This window comes from Microbacterium sp. HMH0099, from assembly GCF_049384025.1.
GTDB lineage: Bacteria > Actinomycetota > Actinomycetes > Actinomycetales > Microbacteriaceae > Microbacterium.
In genome coordinates, this window is sequence record NZ_JBMRJR010000006.1 from 194014 (window position 1) to 211221 (window position 17208).

The 17208-nt window shown below is 72.8% G+C and carries 17 protein-coding genes; 10 read left to right on the top strand and 7 right to left on the bottom strand.

Features of this window, described 5'->3' with window-relative positions; all coding sequences use genetic code 11:
* The first annotated feature begins 6 nt into the window (after nucleotides 1-6).
* A complete protein-coding gene (locus tag ACO03V_RS14895; protein WP_423138131.1) occupies nucleotides 7-1449 on the top strand; it encodes a TrkH family potassium uptake protein in 1443 nt (480 codons plus the stop codon).
* Nucleotides 1442-2113, top strand: a complete 672-nt coding sequence (locus ACO03V_RS14900) for a potassium channel family protein (RefSeq protein WP_367733190.1) — start codon at nucleotides 1442-1444, stop codon at nucleotides 2111-2113. The genes ACO03V_RS14895 and ACO03V_RS14900 overlap by 8 nt, the downstream gene beginning before the upstream one ends.
* Nucleotides 2114-2158: 45 nt before the next feature.
* Here ACO03V_RS14900 and ACO03V_RS14905 read toward each other — a convergent pair whose 3' ends face one another.
* Both ACO03V_RS14905 and proC read right to left on the bottom strand, forming a co-directional pair.
* Nucleotides 2159-2446 (bottom strand): DUF1905 domain-containing protein, encoded by a 288-nt coding sequence (locus ACO03V_RS14905; protein ID WP_367733188.1) that lies wholly within the window; start codon nucleotides 2444-2446, stop codon nucleotides 2159-2161.
* A gap of 1 nt (nucleotide 2447) precedes the next feature.
* Entirely contained in the window at nucleotides 2448-3293 is an 846-nt protein-coding gene (gene proC / locus ACO03V_RS14910; protein WP_423138132.1) for a pyrroline-5-carboxylate reductase, read from the bottom strand.
* 126 nt (nucleotides 3294-3419) lie between these two features.
* Here proC and ACO03V_RS14915 point away from each other — a divergent pair, with 126 nt between their 5' ends.
* A complete protein-coding gene (locus tag ACO03V_RS14915; RefSeq protein WP_423138133.1) occupies nucleotides 3420-4532 on the top strand; it encodes an alpha/beta hydrolase in 1113 nt (370 codons plus the stop codon).
* A gap of 24 nt (nucleotides 4533-4556) precedes the next feature.
* Nucleotides 4557-5486 (top strand): LLM class F420-dependent oxidoreductase, encoded by a 930-nt coding sequence (locus tag ACO03V_RS14920; RefSeq protein WP_423138134.1) that lies wholly within the window; start codon nucleotides 4557-4559, stop codon nucleotides 5484-5486.
* Nucleotides 5487-5505: 19 nt separating this feature from the next.
* Here ACO03V_RS14920 and tadA read toward each other — a convergent pair whose 3' ends face one another.
* On the bottom strand, nucleotides 5506-5943 hold the full coding sequence (tadA, locus tag ACO03V_RS14925) for a tRNA adenosine(34) deaminase TadA (protein WP_423138167.1): 438 nt from the start codon (nucleotides 5941-5943) through the stop codon (nucleotides 5506-5508).
* Between the two features lie 97 nt (nucleotides 5944-6040).
* Here tadA and upp point away from each other — a divergent pair, with 97 nt between their 5' ends.
* A complete protein-coding gene (upp, locus tag ACO03V_RS14930; protein WP_367733180.1) occupies nucleotides 6041-6673 on the top strand; it encodes a uracil phosphoribosyltransferase in 633 nt (210 codons plus the stop codon).
* Nucleotides 6674-6751: 78 nt separating this feature from the next.
* On the opposite strand, the gene ACO03V_RS14935 is transcribed toward upp, so the two are convergent.
* Nucleotides 6752-10357, bottom strand: a complete 3606-nt coding sequence (locus ACO03V_RS14935; RefSeq protein ID WP_423138135.1) for a TM0106 family RecB-like putative nuclease — start codon at nucleotides 10355-10357, stop codon at nucleotides 6752-6754.
* 107 nt (nucleotides 10358-10464) lie between these two features.
* Between ACO03V_RS14935 and ACO03V_RS14940 the strand changes: the two genes are divergently transcribed.
* Nucleotides 10465-12522 (top strand): NAD(+) synthase, encoded by a 2058-nt coding sequence (locus tag ACO03V_RS14940; RefSeq protein WP_423138136.1) that lies wholly within the window; start codon nucleotides 10465-10467, stop codon nucleotides 12520-12522.
* 131 nt (nucleotides 12523-12653) lie between these two features.
* Here ACO03V_RS14940 and ACO03V_RS14945 read toward each other — a convergent pair whose 3' ends face one another.
* Nucleotides 12654-13151, bottom strand: coding sequence for a DUF427 domain-containing protein (locus ACO03V_RS14945; protein WP_423138137.1), 498 nt, complete (start codon nucleotides 13149-13151; stop codon nucleotides 12654-12656).
* Nucleotides 13152-13414: 263 nt separating this feature from the next.
* Between ACO03V_RS14945 and ACO03V_RS14950 the strand changes: the two genes are divergently transcribed.
* From ACO03V_RS14950 to ACO03V_RS14965, 4 genes are all read left to right on the top strand, one after another.
* Nucleotides 13415-13612, top strand: coding sequence for a hypothetical protein (locus ACO03V_RS14950; RefSeq protein WP_423138138.1), 198 nt, complete (start codon nucleotides 13415-13417; stop codon nucleotides 13610-13612).
* Nucleotides 13609-13737: a hypothetical protein gene (locus ACO03V_RS14955; RefSeq protein WP_367733166.1), complete on the top strand. Its 129-nt coding sequence runs from the start codon at nucleotides 13609-13611 to the stop codon at nucleotides 13735-13737. The genes ACO03V_RS14950 and ACO03V_RS14955 overlap by 4 nt, the downstream gene beginning before the upstream one ends.
* Nucleotides 13738-13852: 115 nt before the next feature.
* The gene (locus tag ACO03V_RS14960; protein WP_423138139.1) at nucleotides 13853-14797 is read left to right on the top strand and encodes an aldo/keto reductase; all 945 of its coding nucleotides are present in this window, start codon (nucleotides 13853-13855) and stop codon (nucleotides 14795-14797) included.
* Between the two features lie 41 nt (nucleotides 14798-14838).
* Nucleotides 14839-15396: a nucleosidase gene (locus ACO03V_RS14965; RefSeq protein ID WP_423138140.1), complete on the top strand. Its 558-nt coding sequence runs from the start codon at nucleotides 14839-14841 to the stop codon at nucleotides 15394-15396.
* A gap of 34 nt (nucleotides 15397-15430) precedes the next feature.
* Here the strand turns inward: ACO03V_RS14965 and ACO03V_RS14970 are convergent, their stop codons facing one another.
* Together ACO03V_RS14970 and ACO03V_RS14975 are read right to left on the bottom strand one after the other, a co-directional pair.
* Entirely contained in the window at nucleotides 15431-16927 is a 1497-nt protein-coding gene (locus ACO03V_RS14970; RefSeq protein WP_367733160.1) for an MFS transporter, read from the bottom strand.
* An 86-nt stretch (nucleotides 16928-17013) separates the two neighbouring features.
* Entirely contained in the window at nucleotides 17014-17196 is a 183-nt protein-coding gene (locus ACO03V_RS14975; RefSeq protein WP_367733158.1) for a hypothetical protein, read from the bottom strand.
* Between the last annotated feature and the right edge of the window lie 12 nt (nucleotides 17197-17208).

Genomic DNA, 17208 nt, shown 5'->3' on the forward strand with positions numbered 1-17208 from the left:
GTGGGCATGGCGGCGACGCCGAGCGACCGACGTGCCGGAGTGCGCGTACGGCGCATCGCATACGAGGCGTGGGACGCGCTCCGGACCCTCACGACCGCCTCCCCCGCCCGTTTCGCGGTGCTCGTCTTCGTGACGCTCATCCTGCTATTCACCGCGCTGTTCTCGCTCCCGGCGGCCGCCGCCGACGGGCAGCGCACCTCCCTCGCGGACGCGCTCTTCACGGCGGTCTCCACGATCTGCGTCACCGGCCTCTCGACGGTGAACATGTACACGCACTGGTCGCCGCTCGGGCACGTCATCACCTACATCGGCGTCAACGTGGGCGCGTTGGGCGTGCTGACCCTGGCATCCATCCTCGGTCTCGTCATCTCGAAGCGCCTCGGTCTGCGCGCCAAGCTCATCGCCGCGGGCGACAGCAACCCGCTCCGCGTCCACGGCGGGCCCGTCAACGAGGGGCAGACCGTCCGGCTCGGCGAGGTCGGTCAGCTGCTGCGGACCGTCGCCCTGTCGACGCTGGTCATCGAGGCGGCCCTCACCGTCCTCATCTACCCGGCGCTCCTGGTCGGCGGCATCGACCCCTTCGTGGCGCTGTGGGAGGCGCCCTACTACGCCGCCATGGCGTTCACGAACACCGGCTTCGTGCCCAACGCCGAGGGCCTCACCCCGTTCGCGCAGGACTATTACCTGCTCACCGTGCTCATGGTGGGCGTCTTCCTCGGGTCGATCGGCTTCCCGGTCATCTTCACCCTGTGGCGCCACTACTGGCATTTCCGGCGGTGGTCGCTGCACGCCAAGCTCACGATCATCACGACCGTGATCCTCTTCTTCGCCGGCGCCGCGGTCATTCTCCTGCTGGAATATGACAACCCGTCCACCTTCGGGAGCATGGACGCCTGGGACACGACGTTCCAGGCCCTCTTCCTCTCCGCGATGACCCGGTCGGGCGGCTTCTCCGTCATCGACATCGGCGACCTCAACGGCGCGACCCTCATCGTCGGGTCGATGCTCATGTTCGTCGGCGGCGGGTCCGCCTCGACGGCGGGCGGCATCAAGGTGACGACGCTCGCCGTGCTGGCGCTGGCCGTCTGGTCCGAGGCGAAGGGACGCCCCGCGGTGCAGGCGTTCGGCCGCCGGATCCCCAGCGACGTCCAGCGCGTCGCCCTGTCGGTCGTGGCCTGGGGCGCGACGATCGTGGCGCTGTCGACCGTCATCATCAGCCGGATCACGAACGCCCCGATCGAGTACGTCCTGTTCGACGTCATCTCCGGCTTCGCCACCGTGGGGCTGTCCACGGGCCTGACCGCCGAGCTCCCCGACTCCGCCGTCTACGTGCTGGCCGTGACCATGTTCATGGGGCGCATTGGTACTGTGACACTCGCCGCGGCCGTCGCCGCGTCCTCTCGTTCGCAGCTCTACGCGCTGCCCGTGGAAAGGCCGATCGTTGGTTGAACGGATTCGCAGCGACGCGCCCGTCCTCGTGATCGGACTGGGCCGCTTCGGCGCCGCCTGCGCCGGGGAACTGGACCGGCTGGACCGCGACGTGCTCGCCGTCGACGGCAACCTCGAGCTCGTGCAGAAGTGGTCCGAGCGCGTCACCCACGCCGTACAGGCCGACGCCCGCAACATCGACGCGCTGCGTCAGATCGGCGCCCAGGACTTCCAGGTGGCCGTCGTCGCCGTCGGGTCGCTCATCGAGGCGTCCGTCCTCATCACCGCCAACCTCGTCGACCTCAAGGTCCCCCAGATCTGGGCGAAGGCGGTCTCGCAGTCGCACGGCAAGATTCTGTCGCGCGTCGGGGCGAACCACGTCATCTACCCCGAGCGCGAGGCCGGCGAGCGCGTCGCGCACCTCGTGAGCGGTCGCATGCTGGACTTCATCCGCTTCGACGACGACTTCGTCCTCGCCAAGATGTACCCGCCCAAGCTGGTCCGCGGCGTGGGCCTGAACGAGTCGGGCGTGCGCTCGAAGTACAACGTCACGGTCGTCGGCGTGAAGAGCCCGGGCCGCCCGTTCCGCTACGCCGAGGCGAACACCGTGGTCACGAATCACGACCTCATCATCGTGTCGGGGACCAACAGCGACATCGAGCGGTTCGCGGCGCTCGACCGCTGATCGCGGGGCCCCGGCGGGCGCTACGGGTCGCGCCTTCGGCGACGCTCACGCGTCGATGTCGAGCTCGAGCTCGACCACATCGTCCACGGCGACGCCCTCGGCATCCTGCAGCGCCTTCTTGATCGGCACGACGTAGCCGCCGTCCTTCGGCCAGAGCGACGTCGTCACACGCGTGCGGCCGATCGTGACCGCCGCGGGGATCATCCCCCAGCCGTACGTCACGACGGGGGCGACCTCGGCGATCCTCGCGGCCTCCCGCTCCGGGACGGTGACGAAGTGGAACGGCGCGGGACCGCGCCAGAACCAGATCTCCCCCGAGAACCGCAGTCGCATGTCAGCTCCCGGCGGCGAGCTCCCGGGCCCGCGCCAGCGCGGCCTCGGCGGCCTCGGTGAACGTCCGGTCCAGGCGCGCCTCCTGCAGCACGGCGACCGCCCGTTCGGTGGTGCCCTTCGGGCTCGTCACGCGACGTCGGAGCTCGGCGGGGTCGTGCTCGGAGGCATCCATCAGCACCGTCGCCCCGATGAAGGTCTGCTCGGCGAGGAGGCGCGCGTCGGCCGTCGAGAAGCCCATCGCTTCAGCGGCCGCGGTGAACTGCTCGACCAGCAGGAACACGTAGGCGGGGCCCGACCCCGAGATGGTCGACAGCGCGTCGATCTGCGACTCCGGCACCTCCAGCACGGCGCCGACGGTCTCGAACAGGCGACGCACGACCGCGACCTGCTCCTCGGACGCGCTCGGACCCGCGGCGAGCCCCGTCACGCCCTTGCCGACGAGCGACGGCGTGTTGGGCATCGACCGCAGTGTCGCGACGTCCGCGCCCAGACGGTCGGCGAACGTGGCGAGGGTGACGCCGGCCGCCAGGCTCACGACGACCGCGCCGGGACGCAGGTGCGGGCGGATCTCGTCGAGGAGGTCGGGCACCATGGCCGGCTTGACCCCGATGAGGACGATGTCGGCGGATGCCACGGCCTCGGCGTTGCCGTCCGCGTTCGCCTCCAGGGCGATGCTCGTCACGCCCTCGAGATCCGCCAGCTCGGCGGCCTTCGCGATCGACCGGTTCGTCGCGACGATCCCCCCGCCGGAGAGCCCGGCCGTCACGAGGCCGCGCAGGATCGCACCGCCCATCGAGCCGGCGCCGAGAACGGCGATCGGAGGCAGGGACCCGGTGGCATCCGTCATGATCCCCAGTCTACGAACACCGCCTCGCCCGACGCGGGCAACCCTGAGTGCGGGCCGAAGGGGGGCGCGTTAGAGTCGGGAGCGCGCGGGGTACCGGGGCTCCGCGCTCGACCCGGAGGACCTCGCATGACTCTCTTCGACGGCATCGCCGCCCGCCTCGTCGACACCGGTCGGCTGAGCGTGAACGTGCTCGAGCGCGCCGGCGACGATCCCGCGACGGTGGCCGAGCAGACGGTCGTGCTCGTGCACGGCAGCGTCGCCTCGTCGCTGTTCTGGCAGGAGATCATGCAGGACCTGCCGAGCGACCTGCGCGTGCTCGCGGTCGACCTGCGCGGCTTCGGCGGCACCGAGCACTCCCCCATCGACGCCACCCGCGGCGTCCGCGACTTCAGCGACGACCTGCACGCGACCCTTCAGACCCTCGGCCTCGACGCGGTGCACCTCGTGGGGTGGGCCCTCGGCGGCGCCGTCGTCCTGCAGTACGCGCTCGACCACCCCGTGCTCTCCCTGACCCTCCAGGCGCCCCTGTCGCCGTACGGGTTCGGCGGTACGCGCCGGGACGGCTCCCTCGTGTCCGAGAACGGCGCGGGCACCGGTGCGGGGGCGGCCAACCCCGACTTCGTGCAGCGGCTCACCGCTCGCGACGCCACCGACGACGCCCCCACCTCCCCCCGCTCCGTGTTCCGCTCGAGCTACGTCTCGTCGGACTACCGTTCCGAGCACGAGGACGTGTGGGTGGAGGCCATGCTCAGCACCTCCACCGCCGGCGGCAACTACCCCGGCGACGCGCGAACCGTCGCGACCTGGCCGGGGTTCGCACCGGGCACGACCGGCGTGCTCAACGCGATCGCGCCCACCCACCTCGACCTCTCCGCGATCGTCGACATCGCCGACAAGCCGCCGGTGCTGTGGATCCACGGCACCGCCGACGCCGTCGTGTCGGACACCTCTTTCTCGGACGTGCACCACCTGGGCGCGCTCGGCGTTGTCCCCGGGTGGCCCGGCGCCGACGCCGCGCCCGCGCAGCCGATGGTCTCGCAGACCCGCGACGTGCTCGCCGACTACGCGGCGGCCGGGGGCGCGGTCACCGAGCTCGCCGTCGAGGACGCCGGGCACGCCGTGCACCTGGAACGGCCCGCGCAGTTCCGTCGGGCGCTGCTGGAGCACATCGGCTACGTCGGGCGCCCCGCCGACCCCGCGCCGCCGACCGAGGCGATCATCCTGCGCTCGGCCGATTGATCCGCCCACCCCGAGGAGCCCTTCGTGGAGTACTGCCTGTTCACCGAGCCCCAGGAGGGGTTCTCGTACGACGACCAGCTCGCGTTCGCCCGGTCCGCCGAGCAGCACGGACTGGACGGGTTCTTCCGCTCCGACCACTACCTGCGCATGGCCGACGGCGACCCGCTTCCCGGGCCCACCGACGCGTGGACCACCCTCGCCGGCCTCGCCCGCGAGACCTCGCGCATCCGCCTCGGCACCCTCGTGTCGTCGGTCACCTACCGGGTGCCCGCAATCCTCGCCATCCAGGTCGCCCAGGTCGACGCGATGTCCGGCGGACGCGTCGAGCTCGGGCTCGGCACCGGATGGTTCGCGCGCGAACATGCCGCCTACGGCATCCCGTTCCCCGACAAGCGTTTCGACCTCCTCGAGGAGCAGCTGCAGATCGTCACCGGACTGTGGTCCACACCGGTCGGCGAGACCTTCTCGTTCGACGGCGCGCATCATCGACTGGATGCCGCCCCCGCCCTGCCGAAGCCGGTGCAGACGCCCGTGCCGGTCATCGTCGGCGGCGGCGGACCGAAGCGCACCCCCGCGCTCGCGGCGCGCTACGCCACCGAGTTCAACATCGGCTTCGTGACCGAGGACGTCGTCGCGGAGAAGTTCGACGGGGTGCGCCGCGCCTGCGACACCATCGGCCGCGACCCCGGGTCGCTGAAGCTGTCGGTCGCGCTCCCGACGATCATCGGCGCGGACGACGCCGAGATCGAGCGCCGCGTCGCCGCGATCGGTCAGACCCGGGCGCAGTTCGACAACGGGGCCAACCTCATCGGCACCCCCGCGGAGGTCGCCGAGCGCGTGGAGCGGCTCGCGGCGCGGGGCGCACAGCGCGTCTACTTCCAGCTGCTCGACCTGCGCGACGTGGACCACGCCGACCAGGTGGGCGCGGAGCTGCTGCCGCTCCTCCCCCGCTGAGCCGGGCGCGTCCGGGCCGTCAGTCCCCGCGGCGGTCCTCGAAGAACGCCTGCAGCAGGGCCGACGCCTCCTCCTCGGCGACCCCGCCGACCACCTCGACCCGGTACGGCAGGCGCCGGTCGCGGAGCACGTCGTACATCGATCCGGCCGCGCCGGCCTTGGCATCCCAGGATCCGAAGACGACCCGCGGCACGCGCGCCTGCAGGACGGCGCCCGCGCACATGACGCACGGCTCCAGCGTGACGACGAGGGTGCAGTCCGCGAGATGCCACGAGCCGAGAGCGTCGGCGGCGCGGCGCAGCGCGACGACCTCCGCGTGCGCGGTCGGGTCGCCCGTCCGCTCGCGCAGGTTCCGCCCCTCGCCGAGGACCCGGCCGTCGGGCCCCAGGACCACCGCCCCCACCGGGACGTCGCCCTCCGCCGCGGCCTCCCCGGCCAGCACGAGGGCACGGCGCATCGCGTCGAGGTCGGCGGCGAGCGGGGTCACGGTCCTCCGGGACGGGAAGTGCGACGCCGGGGTCGGGCGCGCGGGCGGAACGGCTAGCCTTGAGCCTATGCGTGTCCACGTCGCCGATCACCCGCTCATCACCCACAAGCTCACGGTGCTGCGTGACGTGCAGACGTCGTCGCCGGTGTTCCGCCAGCTGACCGAGGAGCTCGTGACGCTCCTCGCGTACGAGGCGACCCGCAACGTCCGCGTCGACCCCGTCGAGATCCAGACCCCGGTCACCACCACCACCGGGGTGAAGATCAGCGAGCCCCGCCCGATCGTCGTCCCCATCCTGCGTGCCGGTCTCGGCATGCTCGAGGGCATGGTCAAGCTCCTCCCGACGGCCGAGGTCGGCTTCCTCGGCATGGTCCGCGACGAGGAGACCTTCGAGCCGACCACCTACGCCGAGCGGCTGCCGGACGACCTCAGCGACCGCCAGTGCTTCGTGCTCGACCCGATGCTCGCCACCGGCGGCTCGCTCGGCGCGGCCATCAACTTCCTGTTCGCCCGCGGCGCGCAGGACGTCACCGCGATCTGCCTGCTCGGGGCGCCCGAGGGCGTCGCGGCCATCGAGAAGCAGGTCGAGGGGCACGACGTCACGCTCGTGCTGGGCGCGGTCGACGAGCGCCTCAACGAGAAGGGCTACATCGTGCCCGGTCTCGGCGACGCGGGCGACCGCCTCTACGGCACGGCCTGAGGCGCGCCCCGCGGCTCAGACGACGGCGGGCCCGCACGTCGCCGGTGAGGGCGCCCGCCGATGTCGGCGGGGCCGCCCTCAGACGACGGCCGGCTCGCGCACATCGGCCTCGACGAGGCGCGCGAACGCGCTGAGGCGGGCGACTCCCTCCGGCGTGCGCGGGAGGTCGTCGAGCAGTGCGGGCGAGAAGACCACGTACGCCGCCTGCATCGCGCGCGAGATCGCGACGTTGATCCGGTTGCGCAGCAGGAGGAACTCGAGCCCGCGCGGAGCCTCCCGGCCGGAGGACGCGGCGAGGGTGAGGACCGCGACCACCGCCTCCTTGCCTTGGAACCGGTCCACCGTGCCGACCGGCACGTCGGCGAACCCGGCCGCGGCCAGTGCCTCCTCGACCGCCACCTGCTGGGCGTTGTAGGGCGTGATCACGATGATGTCGTCGGCCCGCAGGGGCCGGGGCTCGTGCCGGACCGCGGTGTCGCCGGCGCCGCCCTCCGCACCGGTCCACCGACGCCCCACGAGGTCTGCGACGATGCGCACGACCTCCGCCGCCTCCTCGGGCGAGCAGGTCGCGTTGCCGGTGTGACGCACCGGGCGCACGTGCACGCCCGGCTCGACCCCGTCCAGGGTGCGCAGCGCCGTGGAGGGGTGCGCGGCCAGGCGCCCCTCGTACGACAGGCGCGATACGGGCTCGGCGACGTCCGGGTGCATGCGCCGGGTGCGCGCGAGGAAGTAGCCGAGCTCCGCGGGCACGACCTCGGCACCGTCGATGATCCACCCCAGCGCGGACGTGTCGACGGGCTCCGGGTGGGTGCCCTGGCTGACCTGCGGCAGCTGCTGCGGGTCGCCGAGCAGCAGCAGGCGCTGGGCGACGAGGGAGACGGCGATCGTGGATGCCAGCGAGAACTGCCCCGCCTCGTCGATGACGAGCAGGTCGAGGCTGCCGCGCGGCAGGCGGCCCTCGTGACTGAAGTCCCAGGCCGTCCCGCCGACGACGAAGCCCGTCGCGGCGTTCTCGGCCGTGAAGGCGGCGATGCCGTTCTTCGGCAGCACCGTGAAGGCGTGCGCGGCCGCGGGATCCTTCGGCGCCTTGCCGACCCGCGACGCCGGGACGCCGGCATCGACCACCCGGTCGAGCATGTTCTCGACCGTCGCGTGCGATTGCGCGACCACGCCGACGCGGAACCCGCGCTCGGCGACGAGACGCGCGATGACGTGGGAGCCGACGTAGGTCTTGCCCGTGCCGGGAGGGCCCTGCACCGCGAGGTAGCTGTGGTCGAGGTCCGCCACGCTGCGCGTGATGGCCCCGACCTCGTCGAGAGGCTCGGCGGTGGCGGGGCCCCCGCCCGCGGTCCCGGCGACGGGGGCGGCGGTGACGCCGGTGACCGCGGCGAGCGCGCCGGACCGCGTGCGCGGCGGCACGCGACGCAGGATGTCGGCGGCCGGGCCCTGCGGGATCCGCGGCGCCGCCGCCAGCACGGCGTCGGCCCAGGCGTCGATCGCCTTCTGCTGGTTGCCGGCCCGAGGCGGTGCGGGCGGCGTCAGGGCCAGCGGCAGCTCGTCCCACGTCACGCCGTCGGCCGCGACCTCCTCGACGACGGCCCCGTCGTCGAGCACCTCGCGGACGGTGACCCGCCGCGCGCCGTGGATCCAGCGCGGCCGGGTCTCCATCGGGAACGGCGCCGGCAGGTCGTAGACGGCGAACGGCTCGCCGTCGACGCTGAGACGCGTACCAGGGGCGAGCTCGCCGCGCAGTTCGATGAGGCGGCGTTCCGCGCCGCGGCCGGACTCGGCGATGTGCCAGTCCGCCACCACGCGGGAGCGGGCGGCGTCGACGACGACCACGTCGCGGGTCTCCTCCCACACCGACACCGGCTCGCGCAGGCGCAGGAAGTGGGTGGCCCAGTACGTCTTCTCCTCGCGCGGGTAGTAGTCGATCGCGGCGGCCGCCAGACGCAGGGCGACCGCGTCCGCCTCGTCGGCGTCGGCCGCCCACCGCTGCAGCGCCGTCGCGCGGGGCGAGGGCTCGTAGGCCTGCTCGTCGGGCTCGGCGCCCCGGGCCGGGACGGCGCCCGACTCGCGGGCGCGCTCGACGAGCCAGTCGCGCAGGCGACGGGTCGAGACACAGTCGTAGCGGTTGTAGTCCGCGAGGTCGTCGAGCACGCGCCGCGCCCCGTCCGCGTCGCCGTCCGCCGCGAGCGCCCGCGCCTCCACGTACTTGACGATGGAGTCGTCACCGCGCTGCACGTCGCTCGTACGCACCTCGTCGCCCATGTACAACGGCTCGAGCTTCTTGATGGAGTACGACCGCGATCCGACGCGGAGCGCACGACGGACGACCGGGTACAGGTCGACGAAGACGCCGTCGCGCAGCAGCCGGTCGACGTCCGCCTCGCGCACCCCGTACCGTGCCGCCATCGTGAGCAGGTGCGTCGGCTCGTAGGGCGCGTAGTGGTAGATGTGCATGCCGGGGAACCGCTCGCGCCGCAGCGCCACCATGTCGAGGAAGCGCTCCAGCGCCGCCCGCTCCTCGTCGAACGTGTGCGCCCACAGCGCGCCGTACGTCTCGCGGCTGTCGACCCACCCGAACAGGTAGTCGATGCCCCAGTGCGCGCCGGCGCCCTCCGTGTAGAGCGGGTCGCCCTCGAAGTCGAAGAAGAGGTCGCCGTGGTCCGGACGGGGCAGCACGCCGAGCGACTTGGGGGCGACGACCTCGAAGGTGGGGACGGCGTGCGGGTCGGCGTCCGCCTCGTCCCCGGGCACGCCGGCCGGACTCGCGAGCTGCAGCCGGGCCTGCGTGCGCAGCGACTGGAACGTGTCGGCGCTCATCGCGCTCGGACCCGTCGCGGCGGCGGCGAGCGCGTCGATCGTCTCGAGCCCGCCGGCGCGCAGACGCTCGCGCTGGACGGGGCGCATGCCCGCCACGAGGAGCAGGTCGCGGTGGGCGACGACCTCGAGCTCGCACGTGGCGCACCGCCCGCACGCGATGACGGCGAGGTCGCCGCGCGGGTCGCCCCACGGGATGACGGGGCCGGCGGTGGCGAGACCGACGGCGCGGTCCGCGATGAGGGCGCGCAGCCGGGCCCGCCGCAGGCCGAACACCGGCAGGAGGTCGTCGACACGGTGCTCGCTGACCGACCCGTCGCCGAGGAGGAGCTGCACGTCGTCGGCGCGGGGGACGCCGAGGCGGTCCAGCTGGTCGACGTAGGCGGCGAGCTGCATGAGGGCGGTGACCCGGGCCCGGCGGGCGAGCTTGGTGTCCTGCACGACCCAGCGACGTGGCATCCCGTCGCCCCGATCCGGCTCGCGGACGAGGAAGTCGGCGAACCCGACGAACTCCTCGGTGGCGAACGCCGCCTGGTAGACGACCTCGACGCCCGGGTCGGTCAGGGCGTCGCCGGTGAGGCGGACCGCCTCGGCGAGCGCCGCCGCATCCGACGAGCGCGTCTCGGGGATCTCGCGCACGGCCGCGCCGAAACGGGCCCGGTAGTCGTCGAGCACGCGCAGCTCGTGCGCGGTGCCGAGGCGGGCCGCGCGCTCGAGCGTGGCGTCCTCGGGGTCGTCGACGGGCGCGATGCGGCCGACCTTCGCGTCGATGGCCCGCAGCCACGCGAACTCGCATTCGGCTGCCGCCTTGAGGTCGCTGGCGCTCCAGACGATCCGACCGTCGTGCTCGATGTACCGCATGATCCCCCACGGTAATCCGGGGCGCCGACATCGGCGGTCGCGGCGCCCGGACGGGGCCCTGCGCGATCCGGCCGCCCCCTGTCGGGAGCACCTGACAGACTGAACGGGTGAGCACCGACCTGCCGTTCGAGAGCGTCTACCGGCACGGGTTCGCGCGCGTCGCCGCGTGCACGATCCCCGTCGCGGTGGCGGACCCCGCCCGCAACGCCGACGCCGTCCTCGCCTCGGCGCGCGACTGCCACGACGAGGGCGTCGCCGTGGCCGTGTTCCCGGAGCTGTGCCTGTCCGGTTACGCCATCGACGACCTGGTCATGCAGGACCCTCTGCTCGACGCGGTCGAGGCGGCGGTGGGGCGCATTGTCGCGGCATCCGTCGACCTTCTGCCCGTGCTGCTGGTGGGTGCGCCGCTGCGCAGCGGCAACCGCCTCTACAACTGCGCGGTCGTGATCCACCGCGGCCGGGTGCTGGGCGTCGCACCGAAGTCGTACCTGCCGACCTACCGGGAGTTCTACGAGCACCGGTGGTTCGCCCGCGGTGACGACCGGTCGGACGAGCTCATCGTCGTGGCCGGGCAGACGGCGCCCTTCGGCCCCGACCTGCTCTTCGACGCGGTCGACGTCCCCGGGCTGACCGTGCACGCCGAGGTCTGCGAGGACGTGTGGGTGCCGATCCCGCCGTCGTCCGGGGCCGCGCTGGCCGGCGCCACCGTGCTCGCGAACCTCTCCGGCAGCCCCATCACGATCGGCCGCGCCGACGACCGGTCGCTGCTGTCGCAGTCCCAGTCGCTCCGCTGCCTCGCCGCGTACGTGTACGCCGCCGCGGGGCAGGGCGAGTCGACCAACGACGTCTCGTGGGACGGCCAGACCATGATCTACGAGGGCGGGCAGCTGCTCACGACCACCGAGAGGTTCCCCGACGGTCCGCGGCGGAGCGTCGCCGACGTCGACCTCGACCGCCTGCGGCAGGACCGCCTCCGCCAGGGCACCTTCGACGACAACCGGCGCACGACCCGGCCGCGGTTCCGCACCGTGACGTTCGAGCTGGCTCCCCCGGCGGCCGACATCGGCCTGCGCCGCGCCCTCGACCGCTTCCCGTTCGTCCCCGACGACCCGTCCCGCCTCGCGCAGGACTGCTACGAGGCGTTCAACATCCAGGTGTCGGGTCTCGTGCAGCGCCTGGAGGCCATCGGGAACCCCAAGCCGGTGCTCGGCGTCAGCGGCGGACTCGACTCCACGCACGCCCTCCTCGTCATCGCGCGGGCCATGGACCGTATGGGCCGGCCGCGCAGCGACATCCTCACCTACACCCTGCCCGGCTTCGCCACGAGCGAGCGGACCAAGCGCAACGCCATCGCCCTCGCCGAGGCCGTCGGGGCGTCCATCGAGGAGATCGACATCCGCCCGGCGGCATCCGAGATGCTGGCGCGCATGGGGCACCCGTTCGCCGCGGGCGAGCCCGTGCACGACGTCACGTTCGAGAACGTGCAGGCCGGTCTGCGCACCGACTACCTCTTCCGCCTGGCGAACCAGAACGGCGGCATCGTCGTGGGCACCGGCGACCTGTCCGAGATCGCGCTGGGCTGGTCGACGTACGGCGTCGGCGACCAGATGAGCCACTACTCCGTGAACCCGGGGGTGCCGAAGACCCTCATCCAGCACGTCATCCGGTGGGTCATCTCCGCCGGGGAGCTCAGCGCCGCCACCGTCGAGGTGCTGCAGGCCGTCCTCGACACCGAGATCAGCCCCGAGCTGGTGCCGGCCGGTCAGGACGGACGGATGCAGTCCACGGAGGACCGCATCGGCCCCTACAACCTCCACGACTTCACGCTGTACCACGTGCTGCGCTACGGCTTCCGGCCGTCGAAGATCGCGTTCCTCGCCGCCCGGGCCTGGGGGGATCCGGATGCCGGGACGTGGCCTCCGGGATACCCGGAAGGTCAGCGCCCGTCCTACGACCTGGTCACCGTCGCACGGTGGCTCGACGTGTTCCTGCAGCGGTTCTTCGGCTTCGCGCAGTTCAAGCGCACCGCCATCCCCAACGGCCCGAAGGTGTCCCCCGCAGGCTCGCTGTCGCCGCGCGGCGACTGGCGCGCCCCGTCGGACGGGAATGCGCGGGTGTGGCTCGCCGACCTGCACGCCGCAGTGCCCCAGGCGTTCGAGGACTGACCCGCGGCCGCGTCGGCGCGCTCGGGTCGTTCGACGCGCTCGGGTCGCCCGCCGCGGCCGCGTCGGCGCGCTCGGGTCGTTCGGCGCGCACGGGTCACCCGCCGTGGCCGCGTCGGGCCGCCCGCGCGGGGCTACCAGCCCATCGAGCCCGGGACGCCCTTGAACGGGCCGGCGAGGTCCGACGTCACCCATCCGCCGTAGAAGCCGCCCGGCTGCGGCTCGACGACTTCGCCGTTCACGATGCAGCGGTCCATCGGGCCGGCGTACACCGCCACGCGATCGGCGAGGACCTCGTAGCCGGGCATCGGCGACGGGTAGTTCCACGCCGCCCGTTCCGCGACCACGCCTCCGCCGCCATGGACGTCGAAGTACCGCGCCCCGCCCTTGAACTCGCAGAACGACGCCCCCTGGCCCAGGGTGAGCGCGTCGCCGAAGGCGTCGATCGGCAGGTAGTAGACCGGCGGGTGGCTCGTCTCGAGCACGCGCACGACGTCGTCGGTGTCGGCGATGCGCACACCGCCGAAGTCGATCTGCACGCGGCCGGGGACGCGCTCCACGCGCGGCGGCCGGGGGAAGTCCCACACCGAGAGCTGGCCGGGACGGATCGGGTGGGGTACGGGACGCGCCATCCCTCCACGCTACGCAGCGCCCGCCGGTGGTCAAGCCCTCGCGCCGGGACATGTTCACGGCATTCGCTACGCAGCGCCCGCCGGTGGTCACGCCCTCGCGCCGGGACATGTCCACGGCATTCGCTACGCAGCGCCCGCCGGTGGTCAAGCCCTCGCGCCGGGACATGTTCACGGCATTCGCTACGCAGCGCCCGCCGGTGGTCACGCCCTCGCGCCGGGACATGTCCACGGCATTCGCTACGCTGATCCCGGGAGGCGAACGGGTGAGCGGCGACAGAAGCATCGGCGGCAACGGCCGGTACCGGGTGTACCAGGTGATCGGTCTGATCCTGGGCGCCCTGTTCGTCGCGGTCGGCCTCGCCGCGATCCTCGGCGGCGGCGGACCGGTCATCGGGGTCATCGGCCTCGTCGGCGGCGCCGCCGTGATCGCCGTCTCGATCGTCATGATGGTGCGCTCGTGAGCGCCCCCGAGGGCGGCGGCGGCCGCAAGTACCCGCCGGGCACCATCGTCATCTGGGTCGCGGTCTCGGCCGTCGGCCTCTGGCTCATCGGCAGCGGCCTGGTCGGCATCCTGTCCGGCAGCTGACGCGCGCCCCCACCGATCCGCCCGGGGATGAGACGGTGCACGGCGGCGCGCCGCGGAATTCTTCACGCCGCAGGTCGTTGACCTTCTCCAGATCCACACGACCTGGAAGGGCATCATGACGCGCATCGGACAGAGCGACCTCGACATCCTCCCGCTCTCGCTCGGCGGGAACGTCTTCGGCTGGACGGCCGACCGCGACACCTCCTTCGCCGTGCTCGACGCGTTCCACGCCGGCGGCGGCGACTTCATCGACACCGCCGACGGCTACAGCGCCTGGGTCCCCGGCAACAGCGGCGGCGAGAGCGAGACCCTCATCGGCGAGTGGCTGGCCTCGCGCAAGCCCGCCGACGTCGTCATCGCGACCAAAGTCAGCACCCACCCCGACTTCCGCGGGCTGTCCGCGTCGAACGTCCGCGCCGCCGCCGAGGCATCCCTCTCCCGCCTCGGCGTCGAGGCGATCGACCTCTACTATGCGCACTTCGACGACCCCGAGACCCCGCTCGAGGAGACGGTCGGCGCCTTCGCCGACCTCGTCCGGGACGGCCTCGTCCGTCACGTCGCCGTGTCGAACTACACGGCGGAGCGCATCCGCGAGTGGATCTCGCTCGCGCAGTCCTCCGGCGCCGCCCTGCCCGTCGCCGTCCAGCCGCACTACAACCTCGTCCACCGCACCGAGGTGGAGAGCGAGATCGTCCCCGTCGCCGAGGAGTTCGGCCTCTCGCTCGTTCCGTACTACGCCCTCGCGAGCGGATTCCTCACCGGCAAGTACCGGACCCCGGATGCCGCCGGCTCCTCGCCCCGCGCCGGCACCGCCGCGAAGCTGGCCACTCCCGCCGGCCTCGCCCTGATCGACGCGCTCGAGGAGGTGGGCGCCGCCCACGACGCCTCGATCGCCTCCACGGCCCTGGCGTGGCTGCGCCGGCAGCCCACGGTGGCCGCGCCGATCGCGAGCGCGTCGAAGCCCGAGCAGGTCGCCGACCTGCTGGCGAGCGCGCGCCTGGAGCTGTCGGACGACGAGGTCGCGCGTCTGTCCGCCGCGTCCGCCGCCGCCCAGTCCTGAACGTGTGATGTCGGGCCCGGCGGACCGGCCATGATGGAGGGGTGAAGCTCCTCGTCGCCGCCCACGTGTCCGAGCTCGTCGCGTTCGAGGAGGACCTGCCCGGGTTCGACCGTCTGCTGACCGGTGTCGGCAAGATCCCCGCGGCCTACGCCCTCACCCGCGCACTGAGCGGCCGCACGTACGACGAGATCGTCGTCGTCGGCACGGCCGGCGCCATCGACCCCGAGGTGGAGGGCGGGGTGTACGACATCGCCGCCGCCATCCAGCACGACGTGAAGGACCTGGACGGCGTCTTCGGGCAGCACGTGTCCCTCCCCGCGCGCGTGGAGACCGGGGTCGACGGCCTGGTGATCGCCACGGGCGACCACTTCGTCGACGACGCCGAGACCGTCGCCCTCGTCCGCGCGCTCGACGCCCGTCTCGTCGACATGGAGTCCTACGCGCTGATCTGGGTCGCCCAGCAGTTCGGCGTCCCTATCCGCATCCTGCGGGCCGTGTCCGACCGCGCCCAGGACGGAGCGACGCAGGTCTGGGACGAGGTCGTGGAACGCTGCAGCCACCAGCTGCGCGCGGTCGTGCGCGAGCGCTACGGGGTCTGACCCGCGGCATCCATCCTCGACAACCCCGACGGCCTCAGGGCGTCTGCGATCCGCGGCGGGCGCGTCTCGTCAGGTCGACGACGCCGATGACGAGGGCGAGCCCCAGGAACACCCCGACGGCGATCATCCCGCTCGCGTAGGCGTCGTGGAAGACCGTGAGGGTCTCCTCGGTGTCCTGCTCCCGGTAGACCGTCGCGTAGAAGAGGGCGAGCGCGATCGCCGTGCCCACGGCCGTGCCGATGCGCTGACCGAGCTGGCCGACCGAGCCGGCGACGCCGCCGCTGGCGACCGGGATGTCCGCGAGCGTCAGCGTCTGGTTGGGCGAGATCACCAGGCCGCCGGCGAAGCCGCCGAGCACCATCACCCCGGCCATCACCCACGGCGTCCATTCCGGGGCGGTGAACACCGCCGCCAGGACCAGTCCCCCGGCCGTCGCGACCATGCCCACGATCCCCGCGACCACGAGGGGGCGCCCCAGGCGGATGACGAGGTTCCCGCCGATCCAGGAGCTCCACGCGGATGCCACGGCGAAGCCGATCGTCACCATCCCGGCGAACACCGGCTCGAGGCCGAGACCTCCCTGCAGGTAGAGCGTGCCGAGGAGGAACATCGCGGGGATCGCCGAGAAGTACGCGGTGGAGATCAGCACGCCGTTGCGGTACGACGACAGCCGGAAGATCGAGAACGGCATGAGGGGCGACCCGCCGCGGTCGGCGTAGCGGCGCTCCCAGAAGACGAAGACCGCCGCGAACAGCACGGACACCACCAGCAGCCACCAGCGGCGGGGGTCGTCGTCGGGTGATCCCGTCGTGAACAGGAACGGCCACATCAGCGCGATGATCGTCAGCCCGAAGAGCAGGACGCCGACCGGGTCGAGGTCGAGGCGGCGGTGGGACTTCTCCCGGGTGGCGGGGAGCAGCCAGGCGGCGAGGGCGATCACGATCGCGACGAGGGGGATGTTGATCCAGAAGATCAGGCGCCACCCGTCGGTGTCGCCGCCGAGGGCGATGAGGAGGCCGCCGAGGGTGGGGCCGAAGGCCGTCGCGATGCCGATCGTCGCGCCGAACAGCCCGAAGGCGCGGCCCCGCTCCTTGCCCTGGAACAGCTGCTGCACAAGCCCGAGGACCTGCGGCATCTGGATACCGGCGGCCACGCCCTGCAGCAGCCTCGCGGTCAGCAGGACCGCCGTGTTCGGCGCGAGGGCGCACGCGAGGCTCGTGACGAGGAACAACGACAGGCCTACAAGGAAGAGCACCCGGCGCGACCGCAGGTCGCCGAGTCGCCCGGCGGGCACGAGCACGAGGCCGAACGTGAGGATGTAGCCCGACACGACGAGCTGCAGCTCGGTGGGGCCCGCGCCGAGCGCCGCCTCGATCGAGGGCAGGGCGACATTGACCTTGGTCAGGTCGAGGATCGTCAGGGCGGCGACGGACACGGCGACCCAGTAGGCGCGCCAGCGGTGCTTCGGCGAGAGGACGATGTCGCGGGTGGGCGGGTGGGCGCCACCGGCGGGCGCGGACTGATCAGGCATCGCTCGCGACGCTACTCCCGCGCGGGAGGCGGCCGGTCGGGGTTGCGCGGAACGGGCGAGGGCACCAGCGGGTCCGCGCTGGCGGGTCAGTCGACGTCGCGGCGCGCGAAGACGGCGCGCAGCACGAAGAAGACGATGAGCGCGACGACGGCCACCGCGAGGAGACGGAAGACGAACGCGACGAGCGAGAAGAGGATGTTGACCAGGAACCACGCGATGACGATGGCCGCGATGACGCCGAGGACGGTCCACAGGGTGCTCTTGCGCATGGTGCCAGCCTA